General features: G+C 32.6%; 18 protein-coding genes and 1 pseudogene. 1 reads left to right on the forward strand and 18 read right to left on the reverse strand.

Annotated elements, in window-relative coordinates:
• Positions 1–225, forward strand: a pseudogene (locus ACN0WY_RS03985) (cell wall anchor protein); the annotation flags it as partial.
• Positions 226–279: 54 nt separating this feature from the next.
• On the opposite strand, the gene ACN0WY_RS03990 reads toward ACN0WY_RS03985, so the two are convergent.
• The 18 genes from ACN0WY_RS03990 to ACN0WY_RS04075 form a co-directional block, all read right to left on the reverse strand.
• Positions 280–786 carry a ferritin gene (locus ACN0WY_RS03990; RefSeq protein ID WP_417799633.1) on the reverse strand — a complete coding sequence of 169 codons (507 nt, stop codon included), beginning with the start codon at positions 784–786 and terminating at the stop codon, positions 280–282.
• 82 nt (positions 787–868) lie between these two features.
• Entirely contained in the window at positions 869–1,162 is a 294-nt protein-coding gene (locus ACN0WY_RS03995) for a hypothetical protein (RefSeq protein WP_417799634.1), read from the reverse strand.
• Between the two features lie 102 nt (positions 1,163–1,264).
• Positions 1,265–2,272: a TlpA disulfide reductase family protein gene (locus tag ACN0WY_RS04000; protein ID WP_330488541.1), complete on the reverse strand. Its 1,008-nt coding sequence runs from the start codon at positions 2,270–2,272 to the stop codon at positions 1,265–1,267.
• Between the two features lie 137 nt (positions 2,273–2,409).
• Positions 2,410–3,945, reverse strand: a complete 1,536-nt coding sequence (locus ACN0WY_RS04005) for a YifB family Mg chelatase-like AAA ATPase (RefSeq protein WP_330488540.1) — start codon at positions 3,943–3,945, stop codon at positions 2,410–2,412.
• A 39-nt stretch (positions 3,946–3,984) separates the two neighbouring features.
• A complete protein-coding gene (locus tag ACN0WY_RS04010) occupies positions 3,985–4,347 on the reverse strand; it encodes a hypothetical protein (RefSeq protein WP_417799635.1) in 363 nt (120 codons plus the stop codon).
• A 31-nt stretch (positions 4,348–4,378) separates the two neighbouring features.
• Positions 4,379–4,951 (reverse strand): DUF4126 domain-containing protein, encoded by a 573-nt coding sequence (locus tag ACN0WY_RS04015; protein ID WP_330488538.1) that lies wholly within the window; start codon positions 4,949–4,951, stop codon positions 4,379–4,381.
• 76 nt (positions 4,952–5,027) lie between these two features.
• On the reverse strand, positions 5,028–6,989 hold the full coding sequence (locus ACN0WY_RS04020; protein WP_417799636.1) for a cytochrome c biogenesis protein CcdA: 1,962 nt from the start codon (positions 6,987–6,989) through the stop codon (positions 5,028–5,030).
• Positions 6,990–7,014: 25 nt separating this feature from the next.
• Entirely contained in the window at positions 7,015–8,328 is a 1,314-nt protein-coding gene (gene tilS, locus ACN0WY_RS04025; protein ID WP_417799637.1) for a tRNA lysidine(34) synthetase TilS, read from the reverse strand.
• Positions 8,329–8,339: 11 nt separating this feature from the next.
• On the reverse strand, positions 8,340–9,164 hold the full coding sequence (locus ACN0WY_RS04030; protein ID WP_417799638.1) for a lysophospholipase: 825 nt from the start codon (positions 9,162–9,164) through the stop codon (positions 8,340–8,342).
• On the reverse strand, positions 9,164–9,676 hold the full coding sequence (locus ACN0WY_RS04035; protein ID WP_417799639.1) for a hypothetical protein: 513 nt from the start codon (positions 9,674–9,676) through the stop codon (positions 9,164–9,166). The genes ACN0WY_RS04030 and ACN0WY_RS04035 overlap by 1 nt, the downstream gene beginning before the upstream one ends.
• Positions 9,677–9,742: 66 nt before the next feature.
• The gene (gene pabB, locus ACN0WY_RS04040; RefSeq protein ID WP_417799640.1) at positions 9,743–11,059 is read right to left on the reverse strand and encodes an aminodeoxychorismate synthase component I; all 1,317 of its coding nucleotides are present in this window, start codon (positions 11,057–11,059) and stop codon (positions 9,743–9,745) included.
• A gap of 91 nt (positions 11,060–11,150) precedes the next feature.
• Complete coding sequence (locus tag ACN0WY_RS04045; RefSeq protein WP_417799641.1) at positions 11,151–13,310, reverse strand: peptidase domain-containing ABC transporter; 2,160 nt, start codon at positions 13,308–13,310, stop codon at positions 11,151–11,153.
• Positions 13,311–13,678: 368 nt separating this feature from the next.
• On the reverse strand, positions 13,679–14,191 hold the full coding sequence (locus ACN0WY_RS04050; RefSeq protein ID WP_417799642.1) for a TlpA family protein disulfide reductase: 513 nt from the start codon (positions 14,189–14,191) through the stop codon (positions 13,679–13,681).
• 68 nt (positions 14,192–14,259) lie between these two features.
• A complete protein-coding gene (locus tag ACN0WY_RS04055; protein WP_330488530.1) occupies positions 14,260–14,898 on the reverse strand; it encodes a hypothetical protein in 639 nt (212 codons plus the stop codon).
• 247 nt (positions 14,899–15,145) lie between these two features.
• Complete coding sequence (locus ACN0WY_RS04060; protein WP_330488529.1) at positions 15,146–15,343, reverse strand: hypothetical protein; 198 nt, start codon at positions 15,341–15,343, stop codon at positions 15,146–15,148.
• A gap of 23 nt (positions 15,344–15,366) precedes the next feature.
• Complete coding sequence (locus tag ACN0WY_RS04065; RefSeq protein WP_330488528.1) at positions 15,367–15,564, reverse strand: hypothetical protein; 198 nt, start codon at positions 15,562–15,564, stop codon at positions 15,367–15,369.
• A gap of 442 nt (positions 15,565–16,006) precedes the next feature.
• Complete coding sequence (locus ACN0WY_RS04070; protein ID WP_417799643.1) at positions 16,007–18,445, reverse strand: sodium-translocating pyrophosphatase; 2,439 nt, start codon at positions 18,443–18,445, stop codon at positions 16,007–16,009.
• 119 nt (positions 18,446–18,564) lie between these two features.
• Positions 18,565–19,092, reverse strand: coding sequence for an inorganic diphosphatase (locus ACN0WY_RS04075; protein ID WP_330488526.1), 528 nt, complete (start codon positions 19,090–19,092; stop codon positions 18,565–18,567).
• Positions 19,093–19,174: the final 82 nt, after the last annotated feature.

The raw sequence follows: 19,174 nt of genomic DNA on the forward strand, positions 1-19,174 counted from the left end.
CTAAAAAATATTCCGAGTGCTAAAGAAGTGAATGACAATGGAGGAATTGAATTAGGGAAAATGAATGCCAAATTATTGCAGAAAATAGAAGAATTAACCTTATATACTATTCAGCAAGAAAAAGCATTACATGCTAAAGATGTTAAGCTAAAGAAGCTGGAAGATGAAACAGAAAAATTAAAAGAACGATTGGCGAGAATAGAGGCTCTTCTATTAAAAAGATAACAAAAAAATCCCGCAACTAAGTTGCGGGATTTTTTTATACTGTTTATAAAAGTTTTATTCGGTAGGAATACGCTCATCAATCATTTTTAATGGCATACCTTCCATTAAACCAATCAGGTCTAATATATCTCTTACTTTTTCTTCTTCTTCAGCTTGTTCTGTTACAAACCATTGTAAAAAGATTTCAGAAGTGAAATCACCTACTTTTCTTGCGGTTTTGAATACGTGGTGAATTGATTTGGTAACCTCTATTTCTGCATCTAACGAAGCTTCAAAAATAGCTCGTAAACTCTCAAATTCGTGAGCAACTTCAGTAGCTATAGGTGACATTGCACTACCGCCATTATCGTTAACGAATTTGAATATTTTCATCATGTGCTCTCTTTCTTCTTCAGCTTGCTTATAAAAGTATGCGGCGCTATTTCTAAGTTCTCTTTGATCGCACCATGACGCCATGGCTAAGTATTTAGAAGAAGCTTGTTGCTCCATCGTTATTTGGTGGTTTAGCAAATCAACTACTTCCACATCTAAAATCATGTCTCTTCTTATTGCTGTTTCCATAATATTTTATTTAGTTTTAATACTATAAAGATACAGATTATAAGGCTTTAAAAAGAATGGAGCACCTAATTTAAAGCCAGTCTTAGTAAAAACTTTTCTGTTTAAATACTGATAAAAGAAGCTCTCTTAACTCTATAAGTTGAGGTACTTCTAGGAATAATAGGTGTTTGTTGTCTGCTGCAAAAAGGAGTATGAAGTTGTCTCCATCGATAATCGTTTCTAATGATTCATAAGAAGCGTATTCTAATACTTTTTTCCTGAAGGCTAATAGCTGACAGAAAGTAAAGTCGATTACTTTATAGCCTAAATCTAGTTGGTAGCAGTTTCTGCCACCGCAAGATATTTTAAATGATAATTCTTCTATAAAAAAATTCATTCGGCAAATATAATTATTTTTAATAAATCTAAAGAAGAATAATATAAGCAATAAAAAAGCCCACTAATTAGTGGGCTTTTTTATTATAAACGTCTTTTAAGACTAGATATTTAATGATTCAAATAACTCAACTAATTTAGGATTAGAAGGTCTTGGAGCATTAGAGTCTACAATCTTTCCTTCTGGATCTAATAAAATAAATCTTGGAATTCCTGATACTCTGTACGCATCCATAAAAGCGTTGTCTTCTTTAGCATATAATTGTACACCCGATAATTCTTTATCAACAATCATTTTTTTCCAAGTTTCGTAGTCTTTTTGTCTGTCAACAGAAATACTTACAAACTCAATATTTTTATTGTGGTATTTTTCTTCAACTTTTTTTAAGAAAGGAATTTCGTTTTTACATGGTTGACACCAAGTAGCCCATAAATCGATATACACATATTTCCCTTTTAAATCATCTAAAGAAGTAGTGCCACCCGCATTGTTTTCATAATCAACAAACTTAGGAGATTCAGCACCTTTAGCTAAGTTTTTAGCAATGTATTGCTTGTCGTTATACATTTTAGTTAAGTACTTTTCTAAACCAGTAATACTTTGTTTTTGGTTTGCTACGAACGTAGAATCTAATGAAGCTCCTTCAAATCTTTTGTTAAAGTCGTCAACAAAAGAAGAAATTTTAGATCTGAAATCTAACTCCGGTAAATCCATTAATTCTTTATCGCCAAATAATTTTTCTTGATTTAAAGAAGATTGAGCTAAGAAAGCACTTTCTTCAAAACCAGCACCCGTATAAGTTATCGTTTCATCAAATTCTTTAGCATCAACTGTTACGTTAATATCGGCTCCATTTTTTAAGTATAAAGTAGCGTATTCTTTACCATCAAAAAGTCTGTAGAAACCATCTTTTACATTCATAGTATCTTTAAAGGTTCCGTCCTCACCAACTTTAATTACTTTGTTGAATTTAAATTGAGGGTTAGAAATAGTAACTGTTTCAGAGTTTTTGTTGGTAATTTTTCCAGAAAAAGTCACATAATCTTTTTGCTCCTCTTTACATGAAACTAAGGCAATAGAAAATGCCAATAAGTAAACTAGTTTTTTCATTAGGGTGTATGTTTAATTTTGCTGTTTAGCGTTATAATAAGCGTCTAAATTAGTGATTTTAAATGAAAGCACAATTTTTTAACATTTCCCTAACTGTTTTTTGAAGCCCTAGGCTTGCTTAAATTTTAATGTCATAATTATCCCAACCAACCTTCACGGTCTAGACTTCTATATTGAATAGCTTCGGTAATATGTTCGGATTGTATGTTTTCGGAAGAAGTTAAATCGGCAATAGTACGAGATACTTTTAAAATTCTGTCATAAGCCCTAGCCGATAGGTTTAATCTTTCCATGGCTATTTTTAATAAGTTCTTACTTTCTTCTGATAATTTACAAAATTCACGAATTTGCTTTACATTCATTTGTGCGTTGTAATGAATGTTTTCAAAGTCTTTAAATCTAGTTGTTTGTATTTCACGAGCATGGGTAACTCTTTTTCTAATATCTACGCTACTTTCTCCTTTTCGTTCATCAGAAAGCTTATCAAAAGGCACTGGAGTTACTTCAATGTGAATGTCTATTCTATCTAACAAGGGGCCAGAAATTTTACTTAAATATCGTTGCATTTCGGCAGGAGAGGAGGTGACAGGTGAGTCAGGATTATTGAAATATCCTGAAGGACTGGGGTTCATACTTGCTACTAGCATAAAACTACTAGGATAGTTTACAGTAAAACGAGCGCGTGATATGGTAACTTCTCGATCTTCTAAAGGTTGGCGCATTACTTCTAAAACAGTACGTTTAAACTCGGGTAGTTCATCTAAAAATAACACACCATTATGTGCCAAAGATATTTCACCTGGTTGCGGATATTGCCCTCCACCTACGAGTGCAACATCAGAAATAGTATGATGTGGAGAACGAAAAGGACGCTGATACACCAAGCCAGTATTTGTTACTTTTCCAACTACAGAATGAATTTTTGTGGTTTCTAAAGCTTCTTGTAAGGTCATAGGAGGAAGGATGGAAGGGAGTCGTTTTGCTAACATTGTTTTACCCGCTCCTGGAGGTCCAATAAGAATAATATTATGTCCGCCAGCTGCAGCAATTTCCATACAACGCTTTATAGATTCTTGTCCTTTTACATCAGCAAAATCAAATTCTGGAAAGTTGATATGTTTGTAAAATTCAGCCTGAGTATCAACGGTTGTAGGTTCGATTTGCTTGTTGCCATCAAAATGATTGACAACTTCCATAATATTGTCTACTCCAAGAATATTTAAGTCACTAACAATAGCAGCTTCTTTAGCATTCTCTTTGGGTAGGATAAAATGTTTAAACCCTTCTTCACGTGCTTTGATAGCTATGGATAAGGCTCCTTTTATGGGTTGTAAACTTCCATCAAGAGAAAGTTCTCCCATAATAATATATGCATCAATATGTTCTGATTTTATTTGATTGGAAGCCGCTAAAATCCCAATAGCTAAGGTTAAGTCATAGGCAGCACCCTCTTTACGAATGTCGGCAGGTGCCATGTTAATAATAATTTTCTTTCCGGGAAATTTGTAGCTGTTGTTAGTTAAGGCAGCAGAAATTCGATACGAACTTTCACTTACAGCTTTATCAGGTAACCCCACCAAGTGGTATCCTATACCTTTATCCATATTTACTTCAACAGTAATTGTAGTTGCTTCAATACCAAAAACAGCACTTCCATAGACTTTTACTAGCATATTTTCTCTTTTCGTTAAAGATAGAGAAAAAAATAAAAGTTATTGTAATTGCATTTGCTGTGGAGTCCAACGAGTTGGATCATTCTTTTTTAAGAAGCCTTTTAAAAGATTGTTGTTCTGATAATCGATATAATCATCATAAATTAAGGCTGTGGGCTTTTTACTAAGTTTGTTAAATGGGATAGAGAAAGTATTGTTGTCAATATCTTGTTGACTTACAATAAAAAATGAGAATCCTGTTAAATCTAGATTTTTGTTTATTGTTGATGAATCATAAAAAAGAGTTGATACCTTGGAAAAGGTGTAAATACTTTTAGGTGTTTTCTCTTTTTTATCGACTTCTTGGGCAGTAGCAGTAAACATAGCTGCTATTAAAAAAAGGGTGGTGATGCTATTTTTCATAAAGTTCCATTTATAAAAAGAGTACCAATAACTATGCCTTTTTCGACATAGGAAAGAGGGACTTATATATTTTACGGATGCCAATAAATATTAAAATCACTGCAATAACAGCTACTATAGGCAAAAAAATGGAAAAGGCAGTCATTACTATTGAAGTGCCTGTTTCTACAGTTGAAATAACAGGGTTGGCAATTCCACCAGTTGTTGCGGTAGAGCTAAGTCGAGTAGAAGCAGCAGTGCCCTTAATGGCTGTAGCGGTTCCTCCACCAGCTATAATTGCCAAAGCCCAAGTGATTACCGGAGATAAATCTGCTACAGTTGAAACCATTACAGCAGTACCAGCAATAGCAGCTAATGGAATTGCTACAGTATCGAGTAAGTTATCAAACCAAGGAATATAATAGGCAAATATTTCTAATATTGTAGCGACTCCCAAGGTTATAATAGCTGGTGAACTAGCTACCCATAGCCAGTTTTGATTTAAAGGGATAAGGTTATAATATCCTGCTAAACTCAATGCAAATAGCGGTAAAAACACTCTAAAGCCTACTGAAGCAGCTAAGCCTATTCCTAAAAATATACTGATAATAGTTTCTGGTGTCATATATTTTTTATTGAAAGATATAAAAAAAGCCTCTTTTTAAAAAGAGGCTTTAAATATTATAATACGAATACTAAAATTAGTTAGCGTTGAATCTGTCTAAACCAGTTTTTAACCAATTGTAGTAAGTTGTATGATCTGTATATTGTTGAGGTGAGTTTAATACCTCTAATTCTGGACTCATTAACACATAGAATGGTTGAGAAGCTGTTTTAAAGTTAGCAGCTTGTAAAGTTGCCCATTTATCACCATAAGTTCTAATTCTCTTTACTTTTCCATTAGATTTGATAAAGTCGAATTGCTCTTCTTCTGGTAACGTTCTTTGGTGGTCATCTACGTATAATGAAATTAATACATAATCATCATTAATTAGAGAGTAGATGTTTGGTTGACTCCAAATATTCTCTTCCATTTTACGACAGTTAACACATGCCCATCCTGTAAAGTCTAATAATACTGGTTTGTTAACTGATTTTGCGTAAGCAATACCTTCATCAAAATCTTTAAAACAATTTAAGTTAAGTGGACAGTGATTGTCTTTTTGATAGATACTGTGGAATTTAGGTGGAGCAAATCCACTTAATAATTCATTTTGACTCCATGCTGGTTTCTCCATAACACCTGGTGCTAAATACACCGCTAAACCTAATGCACCGATTCCTATTAACACTCTAAAAAGAGTCATTTTTCCATATCGTTTACCAATAAATCCAAATAAGTAAAGAGCTAATAAAAGTGCAATTAAAGCCCAGATACCAATAAAGATTTCTCTTTTTAATAATCCCCAGTGACCTACTAAATCAGCATTTGATAAGAATTTGAAAGCAAAAGCTAATTCAATAAACCCTAAAACAACTTTAACAGTATTTAACCATCCACCAGATTTTGGTAAGGTGTTTAACCAGTTAGGGAACATAGCGAACAAAGCAAATGGTAATGCTAAAGCTAATCCAAACCCTACCATACCTACTGATAATTGCATCGCTCCACCGCTTAACGATCCTGCTAATAATGACCCTAAAATTGGTCCTGTACAAGAGAATGATACAATAGCTAAAGTTAATGCCATGAAGAAAATTCCGATTACTCCTCCAATATTAGAAGCGCTATCTGCTTTATTACTCCAAGAGCTAGGTAATGTTAATTCGTAAAAGCCGAAGAACGAACCAGCAAAGAATATTAGAATAACAAAGAAGAATAAGTTTAACCAAATGTTCGTTGAAATACTATTTAATATTTCAGGATCTAATGTATCTAAGAAATGGAAAGGTAAACTTATTAACCCATAAATTAATACGATAAAGAAACCGTATAAAACAGCACTACCGACACCTTTTCCTTTTTTCTCGGTACGTTTGGTGAAAAAAGATACCGTTAAAGGAACCATTGGGAATACACATGGGGTTAAAAAAGCTAATAACCCACCTACAAAACCTAATAAGAAAATATTTAATAGGCTATTGTCTTCCTCTTCACCTGAGCTTGATTCAGTTGAGCTTTTTAATAAAACAGTGTTTTTTAAGTCTAAGTTTAAAGTTTGAGATAACTCTTTACTTTTATCATCAACTTCAGCAATAGTTTGTGCTACTTCTTCTCCGGTTAATGAAAATGTAAAATCTTCATCAAAAGGTAAACAGTATTCCTTACATACTTGCGCGTCAAGATTTAAGGTGATTTTTGTTAAAGTAGTGTCAGAAAGAGTAATTCGTTGTACTATTTTACCTTCTTCAACAAAAAAGATTTCATCTTTTCCCCAGATTTCACTAAACTGAGTTTCTGTTTCACTTTCTTTGGCTTTACCATTTAAGGTATATCCAGATTGTCCTTCTGCTGGTGTAATTGTCATAGGTAGTGAAGCATCTTCTGGATTATACTGAGAGTATAAATGCCAGTCTTCAGCAATTAACACGTCAAAAATTAAGTCGTACTCAGTATCAGAGATTTTCTCTACTTTAGGAGTAACAACTACGGGGTTATCATCAGATTGAGAATAAACCGCTAAACCTATGAATAATAAAAATAGAGTAAAGAATTTTTTCATTCTATATGTAGTTTGATGGGGTTAATTAAATACTAATTTTTAATAGTTTGGTTGTTTTTTCTGTGGGTAAAAAGCGTCTATCTTGTCGTTTTCCTACTATCCAAATAATCTCGTTTTTACTGGAACAGAGCAACCAAATTTTATTTTTGTTTACTATTGATATTTTTTCGTCTTTAAAATACTTACTTACTTTTTTTTTGCCTAACATGCCCTTAGGATAAAAAAAGTCACCGGATTTCCACCGTCTAAGTTTAAGGGGGAAGTTAAGTAATTCATTATCAACGTAAATACTTTTATTGTCAGTATTTGTTTTCCTTTGAACCCTTTTTAGTAGCAGCTTAATTGGCGCTGTAATTTCTTTGTTTTCCTCCCTACTAATGAAATATTCTTCCTCGAAAGAACTTTTTTCATTAGTGCGTAAAAGTAATAAAAAATCTCTGTCTTTCCACAAAGTATAAAATTTTGTTAAAATTTGCTTGCCAGATTGTGCATAAATCAAGTTGTAAACATCGTTCCATTCCTTGAATTCATAAGGCTTTAACAGCTGATATAGGTATGCTTTTGGATTGGATAATTTTAACAGTTTTTCAATGCTAATTTTTAACAAATCACCCTCGTTTGAGACTATTTTATGAGTAATTTCTGCTATTTTATCATTAACAATTTGTTGAGATTCTTTTAAATGATCAATTGTTTTGTTGAAATTGTTTAAAATATTGGGATTCAGTTCTTTTAGTGTTGGTGTTATTTGATGACGAATCTTATTTCTCAAATATTTAGTTTCTGCATTACTTTCATCTTCCCGCCATTCAATATTGTTGCTTTGAGCAAAGGTTAGAATCTCTTCACGAGAAAAAGGAAGTAACGGTCTAATGATATTTCCATTAATTGAAGGTATTCCAGTCAAACCTTCTAATCCCGTACCTCGAGAGAGATTAATTAAAAAGGTTTCTAAATTATCATCAGCATGATGCGCAGTTAATATATAATCAAAAGTATTTTCTTTGCTTAAGCTGTCAAACCAATGGTAACGTAACTCTCTTGCTGCTAATTGTGTTGATAATTTGTTCTTACTAGCGTATTCCTTAGTATTAAAACGTGTTGTAAACGTTTGAATGCTCAAGCTTTTTCCTAACTCTTTAACAAAGAGTTCATCTAAATCACTTTCTTTTCCTCTTAATTGGAAATTACAATGTGCTAATGAAATATTGAAATGTAGCTGATGTAATAGGTGTGCTAGTACCACACTATCAACTCCTCCTGAGATAGCAATTAGCAACTTTTTTTCTTTTAAAAAAGAAAATTGTTCGTCAATATGTTTTGCTAATTGTTGGAGCATGGAAATAATAATTATTGTAATTGAGTGTTTAGCCAGTTTACAACATCTTGTAACATTTCTTCTTTACATAAGTCATTTTGTAATTCATGATACCCACCTTCGAATAATTTTATACTAGCTTTAGAAGTATTGTTTGCAAAAGCTTCTGTGCCTTTATAATCAATAATTTTATCACCTGTACCATGTAATAAGAACATTGGTGTTTTTAAAGAGGAGGCATTTTTAATAGCCCATTCACCAGCATCAATAAATGATAAAGAAAAATTAGGACTTACTTTATCATGAACTAATGAGTCATTACGATATTTTTCAACTTCAATAGGGTCACGAGATACATCATTAGCATCTAACTCATTTCCTAAAGTAACAGAGGGAGCTATTTTTTGCATTACTTTTCCCAACGAAAGTTTCCAAGCAGGTGGCTGAAAAGCCAAACGTAAAAAAGGACTGGTAGCGATGACTCCGTTTAGATGGTGTTTTTCTCTAAGCGTGTAATTAATTACAGTGTTACCCCCCATAGAATGCCCGTATAAAAAGGTAGGTTTGTTACCAAAAACCTCTTTCGCTTTTTCAATTAGTTTGGTTACACTTTTTAAAACATAATTGTAACCTGGGTTATGTCCTCTTTTTCCTGTTGTTTTTCCATGTCCGAAGTGATCAAAAGCAATTACTCCAAAATTATTATCAGTAAGCTTTTTTGCGACGTGTTCATACCTTCCAGAATGTTCTCCCATTCCGTGAATAATTACAACGATGGCTTTAGCAGTTTCTGGTTGCCAATACTGACCAAAAAACTCAGTTTTATGAAAATTGAATGTGAATGTATGGTGTGTCATTAGTCTCTAGTAATGTTTCCGTCTTCTAAAATATTAAAAATAATAGTAGAAGGAGCGTCAGAAATATATTCAACTAATTCAATACTATTTTTATTAAGAGTAGAGGTGGTTTTTAACATTCCTTCTGCTATTTCATCATAAGCCAATACTTGACTATTAATTATATTGAATTGTTTATCGTAAGTAACCAACATAGAGATTAACTCAGTATTATTTGGATAGAAATAATATACTACCGATTGAAAGTTTTCTGATATTTTAGGAAGATAAGAAATACCAATTTTAGCGTTTTTCTCATTTAATTGTTCTTCGAAAATTAAAGGAAGCTTTAAAAGCTCTTGTTGTGGTTTTGTTAATAATTTACCCTCTACATGATTGCTAAAGTTTGTACTGTCAACCAAAGGAACATTTTTAGTAGGATAGTCGTTTAAAAATGAATACTTGTTTGCTTTACAAGACGTCATTGATGCAATAATAGCAACGAACAGTATAAGTTTAATTGTGTTTTTCATCTCTTTATTTTTTGTAATAGTTTTTTGATTAGAAATACTTATTATGAGTATTTGCTATAAATATAGTTAACTTTTGTTAGTGTGTGTTAGTACATATTTCATGGCCTTGGCTTTGAGTAAACATTCTTCATACTCTTTTTCTGGAGTAGATTTAGCTGTAATAGCCCCACCAACGGAGTATGAAACGTATTTGTTATCGGAATTGTATAAAATACTTCGGATAACTACGTTAAAATCGAAGTCACCATTTGGAGTAAAATAGCCTATGGTTCCAGAGTATAAACCACGTTTGGTTTCTTCTAATTCTTCAATGATTTTCATGGCAGAAATTTTTGGAGCTCCAGTCATACTTCCCATTGGAAAGGTGTCTTTAATTACATCGACTGGATGTGTGGTGTTCTCAATTTCTGAAACGACAGTAGAAATCATTTGATGTACTTGCTTAAAGGAGTATACTTTACATAGTTCTTCTACGAAAACACTTCCTTTTTTAGCTGTTCTCGATAAGTCGTTACGAACTAAATCTACAATCATAATATTCTCTGATCGTTCTTTTTCGTCACGAGCTAAATCAAAAGCTATTTTTTCATCTTCAATCGGGTCAATTAAACGTTTTGCTGTCCCTTTAATAGGTTGCGAAATAATTTTAGAATCTTCTTTTCTAAGATATCGTTCGGGAGTTGCTGATAGTAGGTAATGATTGTCGTTTCTAAAAAACGTTGCAAATGGAGGTTCTGATATTTTGTTTAATTGTGTGTATACTCTATAGGGATTTATAACAGTGTTTTCTGCATAGAATTCTTGACAGAAGTTAGCTTCATAAATATCTCCTCTATGTATATGTTCTAATACTTTTTCTACTTTTTGATGGTATTCATCTTTATGGATACGTAGTTTTATTTTTACGTCATCAGTTCTCTCTTGTTGAGAATGATCAATAGAAGGGTTCGTTTCAATAATGTCTTCAAAATCTTCTTCCAATTCATCATCAATCATTTGTAAGTAGTGAAATTCAACTGTGTTTCCTTTGATGAAAATTAATTTTTGAGGTTGAAAAAAATACAAGTCAGGAAAATGAAGTCCGTCAAAGTTGTTTGAACTTAGTCTTTCAGTATCGTTTTTAACATCGTAACTAATGTAGCCAAAGATATAGTCTTTGGTGAAAGACTGATATTCTTTTAGTTTATCAAAAGCTTTGTGATAATCTGTTTTGATAGAGGTAAACTCTTCTACAGCTAAAGCACAATCGAAAGAGCTATATTGTTGCTCGTAATTGTTAGAATCTAGCCAAATAGCTGTTTCAAATTGTTTAGCCCAAACAAACAGTTTTTGCTTGAAGAGCTTAGGGGTGTCTATAGAAAAAATACGGACGGTTCTTGACATCGCCACAAAAATAAGAAACCCGATAGAAATACTGCTATCGGGTGTAGGTTTTATACGATTTTAAAGTTTATTCTTTTTGTTGTAAATTCAACTAGTTGATTCCTAGTTCTTTCCAGTGATTGCTGTAAAAATTTGAGGTTTCTAATAATTGTTCATGGTTTCCTTTTATAGTGGTTTCTCCTTTTTCTAATACATATATCGTATCGGCATATTTTTTTAGGGTTTCTAAACGGTGGGAAATAAATAGTACGCCCATTTGCTCTTTTAATCTAGTAATTAATTGGATACTGAATTTTTCAGTTTTTCTGTCCATAGCAGCAGTGGCCTCGTCTAAAATTAGTAGTTGTGGTTTTTTATATAAAACACGTGCTAGGGCTATGATTTGTTTTTGTCCTCCTGATAAATTCACTCCTTCTTCTCCTAGTATGGTAGCATATCCTTGCGGAAACTCTTTAATGAATTCTTCAAAACCGTGTTCTTGACAAAATTTCACAATGTTTTCTGGGGTGTCTTCTCTTCCTAATAAAATATTGTCTAATACATTGCCGTTAAAAATGGTGATTTCTTGTGGTACAACTCCTACTAAGTTTCTCCAACTAGTTAACTCAATATCGTTAAGAGCTTCTTTTTTGTTGATAATGATTGTCCCGTTTTCAAAATCGTAGAATTTCTGTAGTATTTGTCCTAAGGTACTTTTACCGCTTCCGCTTTCTCCAACAATTGCTGAGAGTTCTCCTTTTTTTATGGTAAGGTTTACTTTTTTTAGTAGTTGACTTCTGCCTGCAAAACGAAAAGATAGGTCGTTTATTTGTAGGTGTTCAAAATTTGTGAGTTCTATTGTTCCTTGTTTCTCTTTTTCTATCGATGTAAACTCAAACATACGGTTAAAGGCTATTTTTGCTTCGTTTATAGGTATGGTAATTAGTGCTAAGTTGGTTATTGATGGTAGTAGTGAGCCTGCAATACCTAATATTGCCATTAGTTCTCCTAATAGCATTTGCTTTTGATATACTTGGTATGAGGTATATGATAAAATAGCCATTAAAAACAAGACTCCTGCAATACCTGAGAGTAGTGCTAAACGTACATTTATTTTGCCTAAATCAACAATTTTATTTTGCAGGTTACCAAATACTAATTGATTTATCTTTTGAAAGAATGATTGCCTGTTGTAGTTTTTTATAGTGGCTATGCCTTGCATTGAGCTGATGTAATTGCTTTCGTTTAGGGCATAACTTTGCATGACTTCTTTTTGCGATTTGATAATTTTATGATTGAATCGGTATATTATGAAAAAGTAAATAGGCAAACTAACCAAAGCGATAATACCTACTTTCCATGAGTAGAAAAATAAAAAACCAAACGATACTAATACAACTAAAGCATCAATAACTACATTGCTGGCTATGAACTTGATTACTTTTTGCACTCTGTTTGTATCGTTTAATCTCGCTACTAATTCTCCTATTTTACGGGTGTCAAAAAAAGGTTTTGGTAAATGGAGTAAAGAGGTGTAAAAAGAGTCAATTATTCGGTTGTTGAAGTCTTTTGATTGTCTTATTAATAACAATTCTCTTAAGGAGGTAAAGCCAATTCTTACTAGTAACAAAAAGGTTAGAAGCCCAATGCCCGATATTAATTTTTTGGTGTTTTGTGATGGTAAAATATCATCGATTAGTTTTTGAGAAAATACAGACATTGCCATTCCTAATACGGCAATTCCTACTCCTAGTACGATACTTGTGGTGAGTAATTGCTTATCTTCTTGTAATAGTTGAAAAAACCATTGTTTTTTTGACTTTTTTGTTTCTTCCGCTTTTATAAATTTTTCGTTAGGGCTTAGGGTTAAGCAGGTTTTAGAGATCCATATTTTTTCTAGTTCTTCTTTAGTAAGGGTTGAAATTCCTTTTCCTGGGTCGCCTATGATGAACTGGTTGTTTTTAAACCCATAACAAACCACGTAGTGTTGTAATTTGTTTTCTAGAAGTACGTGTAGTATTAATGGGGCATCATGTTCTATCAATGCTTGAATGTCTGCTTCGTTACCTTGTGCTGTAAAACCTATTTGGTTGGCAGTTTGATATAGACCTAATAAGGTGGTTCCTTGGCGTGTTGTACCGCTTAATTCTCTTAATTTTTCTATGGAGTTTGCTCCTCCGTAATATTGAATTAACGATAATAAACAGGCCACTCCACAATCAGATTGGTCATGTTGTAATACATGGGTTTTATGAATGTTTTTTTTGTTCATAAATTTATTTTCTAACAGGGTTTACACAGTTTTTACAAAAAATAAGTCACTATTTAACTTTTAAACTTTTCAATTATGTCGGTTTCATTTTTTTTTTGATAAAAAACGAAACAAAAAATCAAGTCTAAACAAGGAAATTACTCCGTATCGTTCTCTCAGTAAACTTCATGCGTTGTGCTCCGCACCGCAATTCTGTTTCTTCGTTCACTATTTCTACGTTTAGACAGGGATACTACTTTTTGGTAATGATGTATTTACTATAACAATACAGTATCTTCTCCTTCACTCAAATCAACAAAACATTTCTTTTATCTAAAATTTACTTTTCATACCATTAAAATGTATTTTTTCTTTCATGCCATTTTTTGTTACGGAATGACTTTTAAAATATCTTCTATTTTGGTAGCTCCTTTAAATTTTTGCAGTAGTTCTTGGTTTTTGTTATATACTACGATATAGGGTATAGAGTTTACATCGAAAATAGTGGCAAACTTAGCCTTGGTATCTTCTAAGAAAGTAACATTTTTTTGATTATCTAATTTATAGCTTATAGCAAACTGTATGATTTGCTCTTTTTTTTCATAAGAAACAAATATCAATTGCGTGTGTTTAAAATCTTGTAAGCGTTTTTGAATTTTTGTAGCTTCTGATTGACAATAGTCACACTCAGTATTAAAGTATACAAAAATCGTAGGTTTGTTTTGTAGGTTGTTTTGTGTAAAAATTTCTTCGTTTAGGGTTGTAAAAGAAAAATTAGGGATGGTTTTAATACGTTTAGCGACCTCTTTTTTATGGTTGAGCTTGGTGGTTATTTTATAACCTAAAAAAGTAACAACTAATACCAATACAATTCCTATAAACAATTTTAGTTTTTTCTTCATTATATTATTTTTATTAACTATTTTTTCATTTCGACTACGCTCAATGAACTTTTTGAACTAACCTTAGACTAGGTTAGGTTTAAGGTTAAAAACATCACTAACCCTAACCAAATAACCAAACCAGTACCATAACTAGCTGCGGTGATTTCAAAACTTTTCCAATAGTTGTTTTTTAACAGTTTGTGTACTCCATATACCAGTACAAAAAAGTAGGCTATTTCAAATAAGTTAATGGTTTGTAAAGGGTATATAAGCCAAGGTTCTAAATTTTCAATATCTAAAAAATTAATATAGCTTAGAGGATAAAACTGCTGAATGTCTTGTAAGGTATAGTCTGTTTTTATAAATAAAAAATATAGTAGTTTTACAAAACCTACCAATACTAATACAAACTCTCCTAATAGGGCTGCTCTAAATAATTGTTTAAATTTTATCTTGTTTTCAGTGTCGTAGAAAAATAACCCTATGTTTAAGCATAAAGCTACCAAACCAGACCTTAATAAGATTATTAAAGGAATTATTAAGTGAAATAACCATTCCCAGTTGTTTTTTTTCTCGATTGCTTCATTAAGCAAATCTTGTGATAAATTTTCAATATAATATTCGTAAACTAGTTTATTAATATTTAATGTATAGTTAGTAATCTCTATGCAAAAAATAGAGATTACTGAAATTATAATTAATATGATGTAGTTTCTCTTATACATAAATATTAATTTTCTCCCTTTTTATTAAGAATAATAGTCTTCTCAAGATATACCAAAATAATTAATGCTATTATGATTAAAGGAATTGATACTTCTATTGTAAAGACTGATTCTGATACAATGAAATAAGATAGAATACATATAATTATAAATAAAACAATAGAAATACTCCGATAATATTTAATTTTCATATTTAAAATTTTTAAAGGCATTGTAAGAAAAATCAAACAATGCCTAGATTAATTTTTTAAGCTCTTAATGCTGCTGCTGTTCCACAAGCTATAAGCGCACCTGCTAAAACAACATTTGCTCCAGGTACAGCAGAACCTACTGCTATTGCATATATTGCAATACCTCCACGAGCAAGAGTTAAACCTGCACATAATCCATCAAAGAATCCTTCTCCATGAATATTTTCCATTTGATTTAATTCTAATCTTTTCATACTTCGAAAATTTTATTTATTATTTAACAATCCTTATTAAAAACTCCATTAATCCATGTTGCAGCAGCTCCAGCTATATATATTGCACCACCTATTCCAGTGCCCCCTGATGCGGCAGTAATAAAACCTCCAATAAGAAGTCCCGCAGCTAACCCAAATCCGCCAGAACAAGAAACTCCACCATGAAGTAATTCCATTTGATTTAATTCTAATGTTTTCATTTTACTATAATTTTTAATATAAATGCTATTATGAGTAGTATAATTTTAACCATTTGAATAGCATTTAATAATTTAACTTTTCCATGATTTCTTTTTAGTCACTCATAGCTTTATGACCATTCTTGCGCAAAAATATTTTTAGCACCCTTACGGTATTAACTTTTAGGTTTGTTAAGAAATAATGTAGAATTTTCGGTAATCAGCAATTTCGGTAATCAGCAATTCTTTTTTTTAATTTCTCTAGCGATACCAATTTAAAAACATATTTTTAGAAAACAAAGATTTTTTAAATTTTGTATTGTTTTTTAACATTTAGGTTGGTGTTTTGTTTGTGTTTTAAGCTTTATTATTGAGTAATGTGTGGTGTAGGTGGTTTTTATAGAAAATAAGAAACCCGATAGAAATACTGCTATCGGGTGTAGGTTTTATACGATTTTAAAGTTTATTCTTTTTTTGAGTTTTCGTATTCTTTAATTTTTTGTTCAACTTCTTCTAAAGTGCCTTCAAACGTTTTTTCTTCAGTTGTTTCTTCATCGTTTTTAATAATTGTGGTAGTAATAATAGCTTTAGCAGTACCGTCGTCATTCTTTTCAATAGTTACTTTAACGATGTTTTCTAGTTTGTTTTCTGTAGTAAATTCAGCATTAGTAGAAAGTTTTACCTCATGCTTTTCTCCATTCTTGTCAATCCAAACTTTACTATTTTCTGTTTTTTCATGTGTATCAGAAGAAGTATGTCCGCCTAATATTGGAGCAATAACTAAACCAACTAAGCATGTAAGTTTAATTAAAATATTCATTGATGGTCCTGAGGTGTCTTTAAAAGGATCTCCAACGGTATCACCTGTAACTGCTGCTTTATGCGCATCAGAACCTTTATAGGTCATTTCTCCGTTAATTTCAACACCAGCTTCAAACGATTTTTTTGCATTATCCCAAGCGCCACCAGCATTATTTTGGAAAATAGCCCACATAACACCCGATACACAAACACCGGCCATATAACCACCTAGAGGTTCAGGGCCAAAAACCAACCCTATAATTACTGGGGTAATAATGGTAATTAACCCTGGTAAAATCATTTCTTTTAAGGCTGCTTTGGTTGAAATATCTACACACTTTGCATATTCAGGAGTACCGGTTCCTTCCATAATTCCTGGAATCTCTCTAAACTGACGACGAACTTCATGTACCATTTCCATAGCTGCTTTTCCTACAGATTGCATTGCCAATGCTGAAAATATTACAGGAATCATTCCTCCAACAAATAACATTGCTAATACATCTGCTTTAAAAATGTTAATTCCGTCAATTCCTGTAAAAGTTACATAAGCAGCAAATAATGCTAAGGCTGTTAAAGCAGCAGAAGCGATGGCAAATCCTTTACCAACCGCAGCAGTTGTGTTTCCAACAGAATCTAATATGTCGGTACGCTCACGAACATGATCTTCTAATTCACTCATTTCAGCAACTCCACCTGCATTATCAGCAATAGGTCCGAAAGCGTCAATAGCTAGCTGCATAGCTGTTGTTGCCATCATTGCTGAAGCTGCTAAAGCAACACCATAAAAACCGGCAAAGTAATACGAGCCATAAATAGCAGCAGCAAATAATAAAACAGATAAGAAAGTAGACTTCATACCTACCGCTAAACCAGCAATGATATTAGTTCCTGCACCAGTAGCACTATTTTGCACAATAGCTAAGACAGGCTTTTTACCTAAACTGGTGTAATACGAAGTTACCATAGAAATTAGAGCACCTACTGCCAAACCGATACAGGCTGCCCAAAACACATTGATAGATGCTACTTCTTTAAAACCTGCGCCGAAGAATTTCATTTGCATGGTTTCAGGCAGCATCCATTTTATTAAGAAAAAACTTGCCGCTAAGGTTAAAATAATGGCAACCCAGTTTCCTGTGTCTAATGCTTTTTGTACTTGTGCTTCTTTGGCTGTATTGTCTTTTATACCTACTAAAAAAGTTCCAATAATAGAAGCTATAATACCAACTCCTGCAATTACTAAAGGGAGTAAAATTGGTCCCATTCCGTTAAAGGCATCAGTAAATGCAGAATCTATCGACATATCTCTAATAACATAGTTGCCAAGTACCATGGCTGCCAATACAGTTGCTACATACGAACCAAATAAATCGGCTCCCATTCCTGCAACATCACCCACATTATCACCTACGTTATCTGCTATGGTAGCTGGATTACGAGGGTCGTCTTCAGGGATTCCAGCTTCCACCTTTCCTACTAAATCGGCACCTACATCGGCAGCTTTGGTGTAAATACCACCACCAACACGAGCAAATAAAGCAATAGATTCAGCTCCTAAAGAAAATCCAGCCAAGGCTTCTAATACAACTGTCATTTCATTGTAAAAATTACCCCCATCTGTAATAAACTGACCAACGAAAATTAGAAAGAATAGACTTAGTCCTAAAACAGCTAAACCAGCAACTCCAAGTCCCATTACGGTACCACCACCAAAAGATACTTTTAAAGCTTGTGGTAAACTGGTTTTTGCAGCCTCTGCTGTTCTCGCGTTAGCATCGGTGGCTATTCGCATTCCTATGTTTCCTGCTAGAGCAGAAAAAATTGCTCCTATAATAAATGCAGGAACAATCATAATGCTGGTTGTTTCTACTACTTGAGAGATTCCGAATAAAGCTAATGAAGCAATAATTACAAAGATTAATAACAATCGGTATTCGGCAGCTAAAAAAGCAAGAGCTCCTTCTTTAATACTTTTTGAAATGGATTTCATTTTATCATTTCCTGCGTCTTGTTTTTTAACCCAGACCATTTTTATATACATAAAAACCAGTCCTAAAATTGCCAATAGTATTGGCACATATATCATGTTTTGTTTCATGTTATTGTTATTTGATTAGTTATAAGTGTTCGTAAATATAACAAAATCAATAACTAAACAAAAAACCTCTCAGTTGTAACTGAGAGGTTTTGTATTTTATTAGAGAAGAATTCTACAAATTAAATAGTAAAATTTCCTTTTGCTTTGTGTTCGCTATTTTCATAACGCTCTAAACATTTGTCTAAAATTTCGTATGCTTCATCAGCATTACCCCAATCTCCAATATCAACTTTTTTCTTCTCTAAATCTTTATATACTTGGAAGAAGTGAGTGATTTCTTTTTGGCGGTGCGGGTTTAAGTCGGCTATGTCATTATATCTATTCCAAATAGGGTCAGATACGGGTACACAAACGATTTTTTCATCTGGACCTTTTTCGTCTGCCATATGGAAAACACCAATTGGCTTTACTTCCATAACACACATTGGAAAAGTTGGTTCAGCACCCAATACTAATACGTCTAACGGATCACCATCTAACGCTAAAGTTTGAGGAATAAACCCGTAGTCTCCTGGGTACATCATTGAAGAGAACAACATTCTATCAAAACGAATTTTTCCTAAATCAAAATCGTACTCGTACTTGTTTCTACTTCCTTTTGGTATTTCAATTAAAACATCAACTGTTTTTCTTTCTTTTGCGGTCATATATTCTAAACTTTTCTTCGTTTTCTAAAATCGGTTTGCAAAAGTAGTAATTTATTAGATTTTTTAAAGAAAAAATAAAGGT

Origin of the sequence: Tenacibaculum sp. (assembly GCF_048269885.1) — a bacterium.
Classification (GTDB): domain Bacteria; phylum Bacteroidota; class Bacteroidia; order Flavobacteriales; family Flavobacteriaceae; genus Polaribacter.

Coding starts and splice junctions, on each gene's coding strand:
- ACN0WY_RS03990 (WP_417799633.1), bottom strand. CDS start 786: ATGGAAACAGCAATAAGAAGAGACATGATTTTAGATGTGGAAGTAGTT.
- ACN0WY_RS03995 (WP_417799634.1), bottom strand. CDS start 1,162: ATGAATTTTTTTATAGAAGAATTATCATTTAAAATATCTTGCGGTGGC.
- ACN0WY_RS04000 (WP_330488541.1), bottom strand. CDS start 2,272: ATGAAAAAACTAGTTTACTTATTGGCATTTTCTATTGCCTTAGTTTCA.
- ACN0WY_RS04005 (WP_330488540.1), bottom strand. CDS start 3,945: ATGCTAGTAAAAGTCTATGGAAGTGCTGTTTTTGGTATTGAAGCAACT.
- ACN0WY_RS04010 (WP_417799635.1), bottom strand. CDS start 4,347: ATGAAAAATAGCATCACCACCCTTTTTTTAATAGCAGCTATGTTTACT.
- ACN0WY_RS04015 (WP_330488538.1), bottom strand. CDS start 4,951: ATGACACCAGAAACTATTATCAGTATATTTTTAGGAATAGGCTTAGCT.
- ACN0WY_RS04020 (WP_417799636.1), bottom strand. CDS start 6,989: ATGAAAAAATTCTTTACTCTATTTTTATTATTCATAGGTTTAGCGGTT.
- tilS (WP_417799637.1), bottom strand. CDS start 8,328: ATGCTCCAACAATTAGCAAAACATATTGACGAACAATTTTCTTTTTTA.
- ACN0WY_RS04030 (WP_417799638.1), bottom strand. CDS start 9,164: ATGACACACCATACATTCACATTCAATTTTCATAAAACTGAGTTTTTT.
- ACN0WY_RS04035 (WP_417799639.1), bottom strand. CDS start 9,676: ATGAAAAACACAATTAAACTTATACTGTTCGTTGCTATTATTGCATCA.
- pabB (WP_417799640.1), bottom strand. CDS start 11,059: ATGTCAAGAACCGTCCGTATTTTTTCTATAGACACCCCTAAGCTCTTC.
- ACN0WY_RS04045 (WP_417799641.1), bottom strand. CDS start 13,310: ATGAACAAAAAAAACATTCATAAAACCCATGTATTACAACATGACCAA.
- ACN0WY_RS04050 (WP_417799642.1), bottom strand. CDS start 14,191: ATGAAGAAAAAACTAAAATTGTTTATAGGAATTGTATTGGTATTAGTT.
- ACN0WY_RS04055 (WP_330488530.1), bottom strand. CDS start 14,898: ATGTATAAGAGAAACTACATCATATTAATTATAATTTCAGTAATCTCT.
- ACN0WY_RS04060 (WP_330488529.1), bottom strand. CDS start 15,343: ATGAAAAGATTAGAATTAAATCAAATGGAAAATATTCATGGAGAAGGA.
- ACN0WY_RS04065 (WP_330488528.1), bottom strand. CDS start 15,564: ATGAAAACATTAGAATTAAATCAAATGGAATTACTTCATGGTGGAGTT.
- ACN0WY_RS04070 (WP_417799643.1), bottom strand. CDS start 18,445: ATGAAACAAAACATGATATATGTGCCAATACTATTGGCAATTTTAGGA.
- ACN0WY_RS04075 (WP_330488526.1), bottom strand. CDS start 19,092: ATGACCGCAAAAGAAAGAAAAACAGTTGATGTTTTAATTGAAATACCA.